This is a genomic window from Streptomyces sp. NPDC001156 (genome assembly GCF_053598275.1).
Genome location: NZ_JBSFJX010000106.1, coordinates 1 through 15,003, shown reverse-complemented (window position 1 = coordinate 15,003; position 15,003 = coordinate 1). Strand labels below are relative to the sequence as shown.

The following is a 15,003-nucleotide window of genomic DNA, read 5'->3' as shown; positions in this document are numbered from 1 at the left end:
TTTCTGTCGCAGATGAAGCCTTCGCCGCCGGCCGACATCCGGGGACCTTTGCTGCCGCGGGCGGGCCGACCGCAGTACGGGCACACCATGTGGTCCGGGAAGTCGCGGTCACTCCACGGCGGCCCTACGCCCTGCCGCCGGCCCTCTCGATGCCGTCGAGGATCAGGTCGAGCCCGAATGCGAACTCGTCGCCGTAGTCGTAGCCGGGGCGGAGGACGTGCTCGGTCGCCAGCTCGGCCAGGTGCGGGTAATGCCCGGCGGCCTGCGTCAGGATGGCCTGCGCCAGATCAGCCGTCTCACCTGGGGTGTCGAAGGGCAAGTGGCGCTCCTGCAGGGCGAATCCGTAGATGTAGCTGTCGAGGGCCGAGTAGGCATGCGCTGTCAGCGCGACGGAGAAGCCGGCCCTGCGCAGGCATCCGATGACCGCGTCATGATGCCGCAGCGTCGTGGGGCCGGGGGAGGTCCGCGACTCCATCAGACCGATCGCCCAGCGGTGCCGGGACAGGACCAGGCGCACCGAGATCGCCCGACGGCGCAGCCCCGTCTTCCAGTCGCCCTCAGGGGACGGAAGCTCGATCTCCTCGAAAACCAGGTCGATCATGCCGTCGAGCAGGTCTTCCTTGTTGGCGACGTGCGTGTAGAGAGACATCGCCTCGACGCCGACCGCCTCGCCGAGTTTGCGCATGGTGAGCGCCTCGATCCCGCTCTCGTCGGCCAGCGCGACAGCGGCGTGGAGCACCTTCTCGCGGCTGAGGGGGACACGGGGCGCCCGGTCACGCCCGGTGCGCGGGGTCATCGGCGTTCTTCCGTCTTCACCTTGACAACCTTACCGGGTAAGGAAGAACCTTACGGCGTAAGGATCCAGACCCTCAGACTCCCAGGACCAGGAGCGTCCCGATGCAGCCCACGTCGCTCGACTCCCCCAGCGGGCCGGCCGCCACGGCCCCCCGCGCGACCACGATGCGGTCGATCGTGCAGGACCGGTACGGGCCGGAGCCCGAGGGCGTCCTGCGGACGGCGGAGATCGCCCGGCCGGCGATCGGGCCGAACGAGGTGCTGGTGAAGGTGCACGCGGCCGGCGTGGACCGGGGCACCTGGCACATCATGGCCGGGCTGCCCTATCCGATCCGGATGGCGGGGTTCGGCCTTCGCAGGCCCAAGAAACCCAGCCCGGGGCGCGGTTTCGCCGGGACCGTCGAAGCCGTGGGCGCGTCCGTGACGGGCGTCGCGCCGGGCTACGAGGTGTACGGCACGTGCAACAGCTCGTTCGCCGAGTACGCCTGTGTCCGGGCCGACAGGCAGTCGGCCAAGCCGGCGAATCTCTCCTTCGACCAGGCGGCCGCCGTCCCCATCTCCGGTGTCACCGCCCTGCAGGCCGTTCGCGACCACGGCCGAGTCCGGCAGGGACAACAGGTGCTCGTCGTCGGGGCGTCGGGAGGCGTGGGAACGTTCGCCGTGCAGATCGCCAAGGCCTACGGGGCCGAGGTGACAGCCGTGTGCAGTACCACCAAGGTCGACCTGGTCCACGCCCTCGGCGCCGACCGGGTCATCGACTACACCCGTGCGGACTTCGCCGACGGCCGGCACCGCTACGACGTGATCCTCGACATCGGAGGCAACCGCCGGCTGTCGGATCTCCGCCGCACTCTGACCCCGATGGGACGGCTCGTCATCGTCGGGGGCGAGAACGGCGGTCGCTGGCTCGGCGGCGTCGACCGTCAGCTCCGGGCTCAACTGCTGTCCCCTTGGACCGCTCAGACCCTCGGCACCTTCGTCGCGTCGGAGAACGCCGAAGACCTGGCATCCCTGTCCGGCCTCATCGAGGGCGGTAAGGTCTCACCGGTCATCGACCGGGTCTACCCGCTCAGCAAGACCGCCGCGGCCATCCGGCACCTGCTGGACGGTCGGACCCGCGGCAAGCTCGTGATCACCCTCCGGTCCGCGGGCGACCGTAACTGAGCGTCTGCGGCGGCGGCCGGCCGCGCGCGCCTCGACTTGCGGACGGCCACCCCGGCGGTAGCGTCTGCTGGTGACCGCCACCGCACGAAGGAGCAGGTGCATGGGCCTGGAACGGTGGATCGAAGCGTGGCCGGTGTACCGGCAGATCACGGGGGCGGACCGGCTGGGCCGGGGCAAGGCCGCCCAGTCGAAGCGCTCGGCGGGCCTGAGACCCCGCGTCGACGAGGCGGACCGGGTCGCGGACTCGGTCTGCCCCTACTGCGCGGTGGGCTGCGCGCAGCGCGTCTACGTCAAGGACGGGCGGGTCATCCAGATCGAGGGCAACCCGCACAGCCCGATCTCGCGTGGCCGCCTGTGCCCCAAGGGCTCGGCCAGCAAGCAGCTCGTGACCGGCCCGCAGCGTGAGCAGAAGGTGCGGTACAGGCCCCCGTACGCCACCGAGTGGCAGGAACTGGATCTGGAGACGGCCGTTGACATGGTGGCCGACCGGATGCTGGACGCGCGCCGCAAGGGCTGGCAGGACACCGACGAGGCCGGTAACACGCTCCGACGCACCATGGGTTTCGCGGGCCTGGGCGGCGCGACGCTCGACAACGAGGAAAACTACCTGATCAAGAAGCTGTTCACCGCTCTCGGTGCGCTTCAGATCGAGAACCAGGCGCGTATTTGACACTCCGCCACCGTTCCCGGTCTGGGAGCTTCGTTCGGACGTGGCGGCGCCACCGACTACCAGCAGGACCTGATCAACGCCGACTGCATCATCATCATGGGCTCGAACATGGCCGAGGCCCATCCGGTCGGGTTCCAGTGGGTGATGGAGGCCAAGGCGCGCGGTGCCAGGGTCATCCACATCGACCCCCGGTTCAGCCGCACCAGTGCGCTGGCCGACCAGCACGTCACGCTGCGGGCCGGCACCGACATCGCCTTCCTCGGCGGCGTGGTCAACCACATCCTGTCCAACGGCCTGGAGTTCCGTGAGTACGTGAAGGCGTACACCAATGCGGGATGCCTCCTGAGCGATCGGTATCAGGACACGGAGGACCTGGACGGCCTGTTCAGTGGCTACGACCCGCACACCGCCTCGTACGACCCGTCGAGCTGGGCGTACGAGAGCATCCAGGCCGAGGAGCGCGCGGGCGACCGGAACAAGGAGCAGTCCGCGCCGTACCAGCACGGCGCGGGCGGGCCGGCCGTCGAGGGATGCTCCGGCGATGTCGCGTCCGATCCGGATCTCGCGCATCCCCGCAGTGTGTTCCAGGTGCTCAAGCGGCACTTCTCCCGCTACACGCCCGAGATGGTGGAGCGGATCTGCGGGGTGCCCCAGGACCTGTTCCTGGACGTGTGCCGCGCCTGGACGCAGAACTCCGGCCGGGAGCGCACCACCGCACTGGTGTACAGCGTCGGCTGGACCCAGCACTCCGTCGGCGCCCAATACATCCGGGCGGGTGCGATCGTCCAGCTCCTGATGGGCAACATCGGCCGTCCCGGCGGCGGCATCTACGCACTGCGCGGGCACGCCAGCATCCAGGGCTCCACCGACATCCCGACCTTGTTCAACCTCCTGCCCGGCTATCTGCCGATGCCGGACACCACCCACGAGAACCTGGCGACCTATCTGAACGGAGTCCGCCACCCCAAGCAGAAGGGGTTCTGGGGCAACGCCGACTCCTACATGATCTCCCTGCTCAAGGAGTACTGGGGCGACGCGGCGACCGCGGAGAACGACTACTGCTTCGACTACCTGCCGCGGATCAACGGCGACCACGGCACGTACCGCACCGTGATGGACATGGTCGACGGGAAGGTCTTCGGCTACTTTCTGCTCGGCCAGAACCCGGCGGTCGGATCGGCCCACGGCCGGCTGCAGCGCCTGGGCATGGCGAACCTCGAGTGGCTGGTGGTCCGCGACCTCACGATGATCGAGAGCGCCTCGTTCTGGAAGGACGCTCCCGAGATCGAGACCGGCGAGATCGTCACCGAGCGCTGCCCCACGGAGGTGTTCTTCTTCCCGGCCGCCTCGCACGTGGAGAAGGCCGGCACGTTCACCCAGACGCAGCGGATGCTGCAATGGCGGGACCAGGCCGTCGAACCGAGCGGGGACCAGCGCTCGGAGTTGTGGTTCTTCTACCAGCTCGGCCTGCGCATCAAGGAGAAACTCGCCGGCTCGACCGACGAACGCGACCGCCCGGTCCTCGACCTCGCCTGGGACTACCGGACCGAGGGCGACGAACCGTCCCCGGCGGACGTGCTGCGCCACATCAACGGGATCGACCTGCGCACCGGCCGGACGGTCAACGGCTACCTCGACCTCAAGGACGACGGCTCCACCTCCTGCGGCTGCTGGATCTACAGCGGGGTCTACGCCGACGAGGTCAATCAGGCCCGCCGCCGCAAGTCGCGGCTGGAACAGGGCCCGTACGACGCGGAGTGGGGCTGGACGTGGCCGCTGAACCGGCGCGTCCTGTACAACCGGGCCTCTGCCGATCCGCAGGGGCGGCCCTGGAGCAAGCGCAAGGCCCTCGTGTGGTGGGACGAGGAGCGCCACGAGTGGACCGGACACGACATTCCGGACTTCGAGAAGAACAAGCCGCCCGACTACCGGCCGCCGGAGGGGGCATCGGGGCCGGAGGCGCTCTCCGGCAGCGACGCGTTCATCATGATGGCCGACGGCAAGGGGTGGCTGTTCGCCCCGGCCGGGCTGGCCGACGGCCCGCTGCCCACCCACTACGAGCCTGCGGAGTCCCCGCTACGGAACCTGCTCTACGGCCAGCAGGGCAATCCGGTGCGGAAGGTGTACGGGCGTCCCGACAACCCGTCCAACCCCGCGCCGCCCGAGGCGCACCACGAGGTGTTCCCCTTCGTGTTCACCGCCTCGCGGCTCACCGAGCACCACACCGCAGGCGGCATGAGCCGGCAACTGCCCTACCTCTCGGAACTTCAGCCGGAACTCTTCGTGGAGGTGTCACCGGAGCTCGCGGCCGAACGCGGTCTGCGCCACCTGGACCGGGCGCATGTGATCACGAGCCGGACCGCGGTGGACGCCCGCGTGGTCGTCACCGACCGGATGGCGCCGCTGCGGGTCGACGGCCGGATCATCCACCAGGTGTGGATGCCCTACCACTGGGGCTCCACGGGACTCACTCGCGGCGACGTGGTCAACGACCTGATCGGCGTGGTGGCCGACCCCAATGTGTTCATCCAGGAGAGCAAGGTACTGACCTGCGACATCCGCCCCGGACCCCGGCCTCGGGGCCCCGCCCTGCTGGAGTACGTGAAGGAGTACCGCCGCCGGGCCGGGATCACACCGGCGACCGGCACCCGCATCCTGACGACCGGTGCCGACCAGAGCCCGGCCCACACCGAACCGGGCCGTCCGGAGGAGTCCCCATGACGGACAAGCACAGCCTCTACGGGCCGCTCGAGGACCCCGCGGCGGACGCCGGCCACAGCGACCCGCCGCCCCGCGTGGGCTTCTTCACGGACACCTCCGTGTGCATCGGCTGCAAGGCGTGCGAAGTGGCGTGCAAGGAGTGGAACGACGTGCCGGAGGACGGCATCGAGCTGCTCGGCATGTCGTACGACAACACCGGCATGCTCGGCGCGAGTTCCTGGCGGCACGTCGCGTTCGTGGAGCAGGAGCGCCCGCTGGGCCGGCAGGATCCAGGTCTGTCCGGACTTCCCACGGGCCCCTCCAGCACCGAGGCCACCGCGGAGGTGGTCGCGGACGCCGTGCGCGACTCCCCGCGCGGCGGCGGCGAGCTGGGCACCGGCCCGGTCGACCTCGGGTTCCCGTCCTTCGAACTGCCCGGAGCCACCGCCGGTGCGGAGACCCGTACCCAGTTCCGCTGGCTGATGGCCTCCGACGTGTGCAAACACTGCACGCACGCCGGCTGTCTCGACGTCTGCCCCACGGGAGCGCTCTTCCGCACGGAGTTCGGCTCGGTCGTGGTGCAGCCCGACATCTGCAACGGTTGCGGCTACTGCGTGTCCGGCTGCCCGTACGGGGTCATCGACCGCAGGCCCGACGACGGGCGGGCCTGGAAGTGCACCCTGTGCTACGACCGGCTGCGCGGCGACCTGGAGCCGGCCTGCGCCAAGGCCTGTCCGACGGACTCCATTCAGTTCGGGCCGCTCGACGAACTGCGCGAGCGCGCCGACCGGCGGCTGGAGCAGCTGCACGAGGCGGGCGTGAGCGAGGCGCGGCTGTACGGACGGGACCCCGACGACGGCGTGGGCGGCGACGGGGCCTTCTTCCTGCTGCTCGACGAGCCGGAGGTGTACGGCCTGCCACCGGATCCCGTCGTACCCACGCGTGACCTGCCGTCCATGTGGAAGTACGCCGGTGTGGCGGCCTCGGGCCTGCTGGCCGCGTCCGTCGCCGTCTTCCTGAAAGGAGGCGGGCGATGACCGAAGAGGACGGAGTCCTGCGTGAGCCCCGCAGCGACACGCACGCCGACGACGCCCGCGCCCTCACGTTCGGCTCGGGCGGCCGCGGCGGCGCGGGGCACGAGGGGTCCTCCGTGCCGCGCACGGACTTCCGCTCGTACTACGGCCGGCCGGTGCTCAAACCACCGGTGTGGGAGTGGAAGGTGCCGGCCTATCTGTTCACCGGCGGGCTCTCGGCGGGGGGCGCCCTGCTCGCGGCCGGCGCCGACGTCACAGGACGCCCCGAGCTGCGCCGGTGGTGCCGCCTGGGCGGCTTCGGCGCCCTGCTGGCAAGCAGCTACTTCCTGATCGCGGACCTCGGCCGGCCCGAGCGGTTCCACCACATGCTCCGGGTCGCGAAGCCGAGTTCACCGATGTCCGTCGGCACCTGGATCCTCATGGCCTACAGTCCCGGCATCAGCCTCGCCGCCACCGCGGAACTCCTGCCCACCGCCCTGCGGAGCAGCCTGCCCGGGCGGCTGCTGCACAAGGCGGCCCGCCCGGCCGGGATGTCCTCGGCGGCCATCGCACCGGCGCTCGCCGCCTACACCGCGGTGCTGCTGTCCCAGACGGCCGTGCCGGCCTGGCATGAGGCGCGCCAGGAGCTTCCCTTCGTGTTCACCGGATCGGCTGCCGCCAGCGGCGGCGGTCTCGGGATGCTCGTGGCCCCTGTGGAAGAGGCAGGCCCCGCCCGCCGACTGGGCGCGGTGGGGGCGGCGGTCGAACTCGTCGCGGCCCGGCTGATCGATCGCCGGCCGGGTCTGGTGCCCAAGGCCTACACCACCGGACGGGCCCACCGTCTGCGCCAGGCGTCGGAGTGCCTCACTCTCGGCGGAGCACTCGCCGCCGTGACGGTCGCCCGGCGCAGCCGCGCGGCCGCGGTGGCGGCCGGACTGTCACTGCTCGCCGGCAGCGCCCTGCAGCGCTTCGGCACCTTCGAGGCGGGAGTCGCCTCCACGAAGGACCCCGCCTACGTCGTGGTCCCGCAACGTGAACGCCTGAACGCCGCGGCCGGCGAGCGACACGCACATTGAAGGCTCCCCCGCCCGAAGGCGCCCCCCTGGCGGGGGCGCCTTCGGGCGTGCGTGGGGATTTACGGCTCAGTAACCCAGACCGGCTGCGCCGGCCGCCGTGAGGCCGGGAAAATGGGGGCTGTGTCCGTCCGGGACGCCGACGGCGATCCGGCCATCCCTGCCCTGCCCCGAACGAGCCCGATACCTCCCCGGCCTGAAAGCCGGGGCACCCTCGGAGGTTCCAGGTGAGCTCGGCCGACGGCAACGCCGGGCGAGAGGGCCCCTCGGCCCGGCCGCCGAGCCGGGTCCCGCTTGTCAGCGCAGTGCGGCCAGCCGGATCGCCGCGCTGTCCAGCAGCATTTCCAGTGCCGTCGGGTAGGCGCTGGCGACCATCCGCGTGGCGAGAAGCGGGGCGGCCTCGGCGATGCGCGGGTGGGTCGCGGCGGGAAGCCGGGCGTACGTCGAGCGCCACATGCCCTCGTCGGCGCGCAGAGCGGCTCTCGGCAGCGCCAGGGAGGCCGCGTCGAGCGCGGCGAAGGCGAGCGTCTGGTCGATGAAGGCGTGGTAGATCCGGACCGTGTCGGGCAGGGGGAACCCGGCCGTGCGCAGCACCTCCAGGACCGCCTCGTCGGCCGCCAGCTCGTTCGGCCGGCCGGTGACGCGGCTCGCCGTCAGCTGGGCCGCCTGCGGATGGGCCACATAGGCGGCATGGATCCGCAGTCCGACGGCACGCAGGTCCGCACGCCACTCCCCCGTCGCCTCCCAGCCCCGCAGCGCCTGCCCGATGAGGGCGTCGCCGATGGCGAGGGTGAGGTCGTCCATGCCGCGGAAGTAGCGGTAGAGCGTGCTCGGGTCGCAGTCGAGCGCCGTTCCGAGGCGCCGTGCGGTGAGTCCCGAGCTGCCGTGCTCGCACAGCATCCGCAGCGCGGTCTCGACGATCAGGCTCTCTGACAGCACGGTGCCGCTCTTGGTGGGACGGCGCCGTCGCCGCCTCTCCTCGGGCACCACCTGCTTGGGCACCACGTCCTCCTCGGTCGTTTCTTATGCCAACGCCATTGACCTTACGGGAACACCGGGCGTTGTATCTGCGGCCAAGGGCGCGCCTTGCCATCCGAGACACCGAAGCGTCCAGAGACCGACAGGGAGTCTTGCCATGCGTGTACTGCTCGTGGGAGCCGGCGGCGTGGGCACCGCGATCACCCGGATCGCTGCCCGGCGTGCGTTCTTCGAGGCGATGGTGGTCGCCGACTATGACCCGGCCCGGGCCGAGGCGGCGGTGGCGGCCCTCGGCGACGACGGCCGCTTCGTCGCGGAGTCCGTGGACGCGGGCGACGAGGCGGCGGTGGCCGCACTGCTGGCCCGGCACCGCTGCGACGTGCTGGTCAACGCAACCGACCCGCGGTTCGTCATGCCGTTGTTCCAGGCGGCTCGTACGGCCGGGGCCACCTACCTGGACATGGCGATGTCGCTGTCCCGTCCGCACCCGGAACGGCCTTACGAGGAATGCGGGGTCAAGCTCGGCGACGCCCAGTTCGCGCAGGCCGACGAGTGGGAGAAGGAGGGCAGGCTGGCGCTCGTCGGAATGGGCGTGGAGCCGGGCCTTTCGGACGTGTTCGCCCGCTACGCGGCCGATGAACTCTTCGACGAGATCGAGGAGATCGGCATCCGCGACGGCGCGAACCTCACCGTCGACGGCTATGACTTCGCACCGTCCTTCAGCATCTGGACCACGATCGAGGAGTGCCTCAACCCGCCCGTCGTCTACGAGGCCGGGCGGGGCTGGTTCACCATGGCACCGTTCAGCGAGCCCGAGGTGTTCGACTTCCCGGAGGGCATCGGCGAGGTCGAGTGCGTGAACGTGGAGCACGAGGAGGTGCTGCTGGTCCCGCGCTGGGTGGACGCCCGCCGCGTCACCTTCAAGTACGGGTTGGGGCGGGAGTTCGTCGAGACGCTCAAGACACTCCACCTGCTCGGACTCGACCGCACCGATCCGGTGACGGTGCCGGGCCCGGCCGGTCCGGTCGCCGTCTCGCCGCGGGACGTCGTCGCGGCCTGTCTGCCGGACCCCGCGACGCTGGGTGAGCGCATGCACGGCAAGACCTGCGCGGGCACCTGGGTGCGCGGCACCAAGGGCGGGGCACCGCGCGAGGTGTATCTGTACCACGTGGTCGACAACCAGTGGTCCATGGCGGAGTACGGCTGCCAGGCCGTGGTGTGGCAGACGGCCGTCAACCCCGTGATCGCACTGGAGCTGCTCGCCATGGGTGCCTGGTCCGGCTCGGGCGTCCTCGGCCCGGAGGCCTTCCGGCCTCGTCCGTTCCTGGAGCTGCTGACGGCTTACGGCTCGCCCTGGGGCATGCGCGAGCAGTGACCTCCCGGACCGGCGCTGCCGGCCGCGAACGCGTTCGGGGCCGGCGCTTCACCCGTCTCGCACGGGCGCTGCGCCGCCCCGGCCACTCGGCTCCGGGGACGGTGAGGTTCGGGTCCGGGCGGCGAGGACGTGGTGCGGCGGGTCGACGCCGATGCGTGGGACCTCGTACTCGCCGTTGCCGGGCCGCGGGCACGGTCACCCCCGGGTGAGCAGCGGCCGGCGAGGCCCGGTCTACGCGGTGGTGTGGAAGTAGTGACCCTTCTCGAGGTCGTCGATGAGCCCGGGGCCTGTCGGCTGCCACTTCAGCAGTTCACGGGTCAGGGTGCTGGAGGCCGGGCTGTCGAGTGCGATGAAGCCGGCCAGCCAGCCGAAGTGTTCGGCCGCGGACTCCTGGGGGACGGAGGCCACGGGGAGATCGAGATGCCGTCCGATCACTTCCGCGACGGCGCGGATCTGCACTCCTTCGTCGGCGGTCGCGTGCAGCACCGATCCGGCCGGAGCCTTCTCGAGGGCGAGACGGAACAGGTGCGCCGCGTCGAGCCGGTGCACGGCGGGCCAGCGATTGGTCCCGTCGCCGACGTAGCCGGCCACGCCCTTGGCCCGGGCGACGCCGACCAGTGCGGCCAAGAAGCCTTGGTCCCCGTCGCCGTGCACGGTGGGAGGCAGCCGCACCACGGACGAACGGACGTCGCGGGAAGCGAGGGAGAGCGCGAGCTGCGCGGTACCCATCCGGGTCCGCGGACCGGAGCTCAGATGCTCGATGGAAAGGTCTGGGCCCGTGTCCTCCTCGGTGGCCACACGTCCCGGGGCGAGCCCGAGCGTCCCGGAGGCGAGCACGAACGGCCGCCCGGAACCCGCGAGCGCGTCGCCGAACGTCTCGACGGCACGGCGGTCCGCATCGGCGGCGCCCTGGAAGTCTCCGGAGAAGGCGATGTCGTGTTTGAACGCGAGGTGGATCACACCGTCCGACGCGGCGGCCGCGCTGCGCAGGACGTCGAGATCGTCGAGGGTGCCGCGCCGCGCCTCGGCTCCGGCCGCGGTGAGTGTGGCGGCCGAAGCGTCCGAGCGGGCGAGCCCGACGACCTGATGGCCCGCGCCGATGAGTTCGGGAACGACGGCGGAGCCGATCCAGCCGGACGCGCCTGTGACGAAAACCCGCATGGAAAGTCCTTCAGGTAGGTCGACCTTCCTGGGCGCGAGGGGGCCGCACGGAAGGTCGATGTCAGTGACTGTCATCGACCGTAGCACCGATGTCAGTAACTGTCATCACGTAAGATCAGAGCATGGGTCGATGGGAGCCGAACTCGCGCGGGCGCCTGGAGCAGGCGGCACTTGAGCTGTACGGCGAGCGCGGTTTCGAACAGACCACGGTGGCCGAGATCGCCAGGCGGGCCGGGCTCACCGAGCGAACGTTCTTCCGGTACTTCGCCGACAAGCGGGAAGTCCTGTTCGCGGGCGCCGCGTCGCTGGAGACCCTCTTCGTGAGCACCGTCTCCGGCGCCCCTGAGTCCGCGGCGCCGCTCGACGCCGTGGCCAAGGCGCTCGAGGTCGTCGCCGGTGCCTTTCAGGAGCGCCACGCATACGCCCGGGAGCGCCAGAAGGCGATCATCGCGAACGCGGAACTGCGTGAGCGGGAACTGATCAAACTCGCGTCGTTGTCCGCGGCGCTCGCCAACGCCCTGCGCCTGCGGGGCGTAGCGGAGCCGGCGGCGAGCCTGACCGCCGAGGCGGGGGTCGCCGTCTTCAAGGTCGCGTTCGAGCGCTGGATCGAGGAGGAGAACGAGCAGGACCTCGGGCACCTCATCCAGGAGTCGCTCGACGAACTCAAGGCCGTGATGGGGGGCACCTGATCCCCCGGTGCCTCCAGGGTCAACTCCCGCAACGCGAACCCCGTGCCGACTGGACACCCCTGGCGCGCGGGCCTTCCTTCAGCATCCGTCAACGTGCCCTACGTACGCGCCGCCTTGACACGGGACCGGACTCCGCCCGCGCCACGGCGCACCCGAGGTTCATGCCCGGTCGCGCCGGCAGTGGAGAAACATCTGGGGTTCAGGCGTGGCTTCGGGATGGGCGGGGGAGAACATCGTGCTCTCCTGGGAGACCACCGTCAGTCCCGCCCCCTCGGCAAGGCCGATGAAGTCCGCGGGAGCGAAGCTCGTCACCCGCACGGCCTGTCCCAAGAAGACACCCTCGACGTCCTCGACATCGAGCGGCACGGTGGCCAGGGCGACGCTGCCTCCTGGCTTCACGGCCCGCGCCAGCCGCCGCACGACGGCGGACTGCTCCTGGCGGGACATCTGCAGCAGCGCGAAGTAGACGCAGACCGCGTCGAAGGAAGCGTCCTCGAGCGGGAACTCGCGGACATCGGCGCGCTGGAAGACGGCGCCGGGCACCTGGCGAGCGGCGAGATCGACCATGACCGGGGAGACGTCGATGCCGAGCACATCGTGTCCTGCCGCGGCGAGCGTCGCCGCGGTGGGCCGGCCCGTGCCGCTGCCCACGTCCAACACCCGGCTTTCAGGGTCGAGTTGCCGTAAGAGCCAGGTCAACGACGCGCGGTGGGCTGCGGAGTGGGCGAAGGCCTTCTCGTACTCGCCGCCCAACGCGTCGAACACCGCAGCCACCCGTGACCGCTCGTCCCCGTCGCTCAAGGTACTCCCCCTTCGTCGCGGCAACCGTGCCGGCATCGTCGCATCCGTCACCAGTGCCCACAACGGGCCCACGCGGACAGACCGGTGCGCATCGCGGCCCGCACGAAGCGGCAGGGTTCGCGCGACAGTGAAGCCCTCTCCGCTCCGGCAGGAGCCACCTGGAGACCGAACAGGGGCGGACACGCGCAGGCAGAAACATGCCGCTTCCGCCCGGTGGCTGAGGCAGCCCTGCCCACCCGACGCGTAGCCTTACGCGGGGCGGAGCCGGACGGCCGGGTCCGCCACGGCAGCGGAAGCAGTGCCCAGGAGAGAGGCGATCGAAAATGGCCGAGCAGGACGAGCACTTCGACGTCGTCGTACTCGGTGCGGGCCCCGGCGGCTATGTCGCCGCGATCCGCGCCGCGCAGCTGGGCAAACGCGTCGCCGTCGTCGAGGAGAGGTACTGGGGCGGGGTCTGCCTGAACGTCGGCTGCATTCCCACCAAGGCGCTGCTGCGCAACGCGGAGCTGGCGCACATCTTCACCCGCGAGGCCAAGACCTTCGGCATCAAGGTGGACGGGCAGGTCACGTTCGACTACGGCGAGGCCTTCCGCCGCAGCCGCCGTGTCGCCGACGGCCGCGTCAAGGGCGTCCACTACCTGATGAAGAAGAACAAGATCACGGAGATCGACGGCCGCGGCACCTTCCTGGACCCGCACACCCTTCAGGTCGCCGGATACGACGGCGCCGGCCGCACCATCGGGTTCGACCACTGCATCATCGCCACCGGCGCCACCCCGAAGCTGCTGCCCGGCACCCGCCGGACCTCGCGCGTGGTGACGTACGAGGAGCAGATCCTCGCCGAGGATCTGCCCCAGTCGATCCTGATCGCGGGCGCCGGAGCGATCGGTGTCGAGTTCGCCTACGTCCTGCACAACTACGGCGTGAAGGTCACCGTCGTCGAATTCCTCGACCGCATCGCCCCGCTGGAGGACGCCGAGGTCTCCGCCGAACTCGCCAAGCAGTACCGCAGGTTGGGCATCGACGTGCTCACCTCCACCCGGGTCGACGCCATCGACGAGTCGGGCCCCCAGGTCCGCGTGACCGTCACCGGCAAGGACGGCGCCCAGCAGGTCCTGGAGGCCGACAAGGTGCTCCAGGCGCTCGGCTTCGCGCCCAACGTCACGGGCTTCGGCCTGGAGAACACCGGCGTGCGCGTCAGCGAGCGCGGAGCCATCGACATCGACGGGCGCTGCCGCACCTCGGTCCCGCACATCTACGCCATCGGCGACGTCACCGCCAAGCTGATGCTGGCGCACGCCGCCGAGGCGATGGGCGTGGTGGCCGCCGAGACCCTCGCGGACGCCGAGACCATGGAACTCGACTATGCGATGATCCCGCGCGCCACCTACTGCCAGCCGCAGATCGCCAGCTTCGGCTACACCGAGGCCCAGGCACGCGAGCGCGGCTTCGACGTCAAGGTGGCGAAGTTCCCGTTCACCGCGAACGGCAAGGCGCACGGCCTCGGCGACACCACCGGCTTCGTAAAGCTGATCAGCGACGCCAGGTACGGCGAGCTCATCGGCGGCCATCTCATCGGCCCCGACGTCACCGAGTTGCTGCCCGAACTGACCCTGGCCCAGCAGTGGGACCTGACCGTCCATGAGGTGGCGCGCAATGTGCACGCCCACCCCACGCTCGGGGAGGCGGTCAAGGAAGCGGTGCACGGCCTGGCCGGCCACATGATCAACATGTGAGGCACCGTCCGGCCTCCTCCCTTCGCTGCGAAATGGGCCCCGCCGTGTCGCGGGACACGGGTGCTCAGAACGAGAAGTCGGTCGTCCTGAGCACCCGTGCCGATCCGATGCGTCCCAGCAACGCCGGCAGCGGTCTGCGCAGCCGGCGCCGGTCGGCCTCGAGCGCCGCCTCCAGGTCCGCGCGGGTGTAGAGCCGGCCCCGGGTGACGACGGCTGTCAGTCCCTCCGACGGGTCCGTGCGCGCGGTGGGATCCGCGCTGTAGAGACGGGTCCGTGCGCGCGGTGGGATCCGCGCTGTAGAGGAGGAGATCGGCGGGGGCGCCCGGCGCAAGGGTGCCGAGCGCGGGCTCGCCGAGCCCCGGGCCGAGGACCCGGCCGGCGACCCTCGTGGCGATACGCCACACCTCCGGGGCGGGAATGCCGACCCGTTCGAACAGCCGCATCTCTGCGTGCAGGGCGTGCCCAGGCACGGTGAACGGCTGGCTGTCGGTGCCCAGATGCAGTTCCACGCCCGCGCTGCGCATGAGTCCCACCAGCCGCAGTTTGAGGCGGAGGCTGTGGGCCACGCGGTCGAGTCGCGCGCCGTCGATGCCCCGGTACACCGGAAAGCCGCGTCCCGGGTGCCAGAGCCGGTCCGCGTACAACGGGGGCAGCATGCCGACCCGTGAGTCGCGCCGGGCCGACTCGTAGTCCCGGTAGTTGAGCAGGGCCTCGGTGGCGACCAAAGTCGGGGTATGGGCCAGCCCGTGCGCGAGGCTCATCAATTTGCTTAGAGTTCCTCAGTGATCGTACGGTGATCGCATGGAACTTCTTCGACTCTCAAAGGCCGCCAAACGTCTCGGTGTTCA

The 15,003-nt window shown here is 70.7% G+C and carries 12 protein-coding genes; 7 read left to right on the top strand and 5 right to left on the bottom strand.

Features of this window, described 5'->3' with window-relative positions:
* Window positions 1–124: 124 nt before the first annotated feature.
* Window positions 125–796: a TetR/AcrR family transcriptional regulator gene (locus ACWDA7_RS33905; protein ID WP_450609326.1), complete on the bottom strand. Its 672-nt coding sequence runs from the start codon at window positions 794–796 to the stop codon at window positions 125–127.
* Between the two features lie 101 nt (window positions 797–897).
* Between ACWDA7_RS33905 and ACWDA7_RS33900 the strand changes: the two genes are divergently transcribed.
* The 4 genes from ACWDA7_RS33900 (at window position 898) to nrfD (ending at window position 7,418) form a co-directional block, all read left to right on the top strand.
* Window positions 898–1,959, top strand: a complete 1,062-nt coding sequence (locus ACWDA7_RS33900; RefSeq protein ID WP_450609324.1) for an NAD(P)-dependent alcohol dehydrogenase — start codon at window positions 898–900, stop codon at window positions 1,957–1,959.
* Window positions 1,960–2,059: 100 nt separating this feature from the next.
* The gene (gene fdh, locus ACWDA7_RS33895; RefSeq protein ID WP_450609322.1) at window positions 2,060–5,350 is read left to right on the top strand and encodes a formate dehydrogenase; all 3,291 of its coding nucleotides are present in this window, start codon (window positions 2,060–2,062) and stop codon (window positions 5,348–5,350) included.
* On the top strand, window positions 5,347–6,366 hold the full coding sequence (locus ACWDA7_RS33890; RefSeq protein ID WP_359400495.1) for a 4Fe-4S dicluster domain-containing protein: 1,020 nt from the start codon (window positions 5,347–5,349) through the stop codon (window positions 6,364–6,366). The genes fdh and ACWDA7_RS33890 overlap by 4 nt, the downstream gene beginning before the upstream one ends.
* Window positions 6,363–7,418, top strand: a complete 1,056-nt coding sequence (gene nrfD / locus ACWDA7_RS33885) for an NrfD/PsrC family molybdoenzyme membrane anchor subunit (RefSeq protein ID WP_450609320.1) — start codon at window positions 6,363–6,365, stop codon at window positions 7,416–7,418. Before ACWDA7_RS33890 ends, nrfD begins: the two co-directional genes overlap by 4 nt.
* Before the next feature lie 294 nt (window positions 7,419–7,712).
* Here the strand turns inward: nrfD and ACWDA7_RS33880 are convergent, their stop codons facing one another.
* A complete protein-coding gene (locus ACWDA7_RS33880) occupies window positions 7,713–8,417 on the bottom strand; it encodes a TetR/AcrR family transcriptional regulator (RefSeq protein WP_450609318.1) in 705 nt (234 codons plus the stop codon).
* Window positions 8,418–8,550: 133 nt separating this feature from the next.
* On the opposite strand from ACWDA7_RS33880, the gene ACWDA7_RS33875 reads away from it, so the two are divergent.
* Window positions 8,551–9,768 (top strand): saccharopine dehydrogenase family protein, encoded by a 1,218-nt coding sequence (locus tag ACWDA7_RS33875; protein ID WP_450609316.1) that lies wholly within the window; start codon window positions 8,551–8,553, stop codon window positions 9,766–9,768.
* Between the two features lie 231 nt (window positions 9,769–9,999).
* On the opposite strand, the gene ACWDA7_RS33870 is transcribed toward ACWDA7_RS33875, so the two are convergent.
* Window positions 10,000–10,929, bottom strand: a complete 930-nt coding sequence (locus ACWDA7_RS33870; protein ID WP_450609314.1) for an SDR family oxidoreductase — start codon at window positions 10,927–10,929, stop codon at window positions 10,000–10,002.
* Between the two features lie 122 nt (window positions 10,930–11,051).
* Between ACWDA7_RS33870 and ACWDA7_RS33865 the strand changes: the two genes are divergently transcribed.
* Complete coding sequence (locus ACWDA7_RS33865; protein ID WP_450609312.1) at window positions 11,052–11,618, top strand: TetR family transcriptional regulator; 567 nt, start codon at window positions 11,052–11,054, stop codon at window positions 11,616–11,618.
* A 159-nt stretch (window positions 11,619–11,777) separates the two neighbouring features.
* Here the strand turns inward: ACWDA7_RS33865 and ACWDA7_RS33860 are convergent, their stop codons facing one another.
* A complete protein-coding gene (locus ACWDA7_RS33860; protein ID WP_450609310.1) occupies window positions 11,778–12,455 on the bottom strand; it encodes a class I SAM-dependent methyltransferase in 678 nt (225 codons plus the stop codon).
* Window positions 12,456–12,742: 287 nt separating this feature from the next.
* On the opposite strand from ACWDA7_RS33860, the gene lpdA reads away from it, so the two are divergent.
* Window positions 12,743–14,155, top strand: a complete 1,413-nt coding sequence (gene lpdA / locus ACWDA7_RS33855) for a dihydrolipoyl dehydrogenase (RefSeq protein WP_450609308.1) — start codon at window positions 12,743–12,745, stop codon at window positions 14,153–14,155.
* A gap of 64 nt (window positions 14,156–14,219) precedes the next feature.
* On the opposite strand, the gene ACWDA7_RS33850 is transcribed toward lpdA, so the two are convergent.
* Entirely contained in the window at window positions 14,220–14,486 is a 267-nt protein-coding gene (locus tag ACWDA7_RS33850; RefSeq protein ID WP_450609306.1) for a hypothetical protein, read from the bottom strand.
* Window positions 14,487–15,003 lie beyond the last annotated feature (517 nt).

Coding starts and splice junctions, on each gene's coding strand:
- ACWDA7_RS33905 (WP_450609326.1), bottom strand. CDS start 796: ATGACCCCGCGCACCGGGCGTGACCGGGCGCCCCGTGTCCCCCTCAGC.
- ACWDA7_RS33900 (WP_450609324.1), top strand. CDS start 898: ATGCAGCCCACGTCGCTCGACTCCCCCAGCGGGCCGGCCGCCACGGCC.
- ACWDA7_RS33890 (WP_359400495.1), top strand. CDS start 5,347: ATGACGGACAAGCACAGCCTCTACGGGCCGCTCGAGGACCCCGCGGCG.
- nrfD (WP_450609320.1), top strand. CDS start 6,363: ATGACCGAAGAGGACGGAGTCCTGCGTGAGCCCCGCAGCGACACGCAC.
- ACWDA7_RS33875 (WP_450609316.1), top strand. CDS start 8,551: ATGCGTGTACTGCTCGTGGGAGCCGGCGGCGTGGGCACCGCGATCACC.
- ACWDA7_RS33870 (WP_450609314.1), bottom strand. CDS start 10,929: ATGCGGGTTTTCGTCACAGGCGCGTCCGGCTGGATCGGCTCCGCCGTC.
- ACWDA7_RS33865 (WP_450609312.1), top strand. CDS start 11,052: ATGGGTCGATGGGAGCCGAACTCGCGCGGGCGCCTGGAGCAGGCGGCA.
- ACWDA7_RS33860 (WP_450609310.1), bottom strand. CDS start 12,455: ATGCCGGCACGGTTGCCGCGACGAAGGGGGAGTACCTTGAGCGACGGG.
- lpdA (WP_450609308.1), top strand. CDS start 12,743: ATGGCCGAGCAGGACGAGCACTTCGACGTCGTCGTACTCGGTGCGGGC.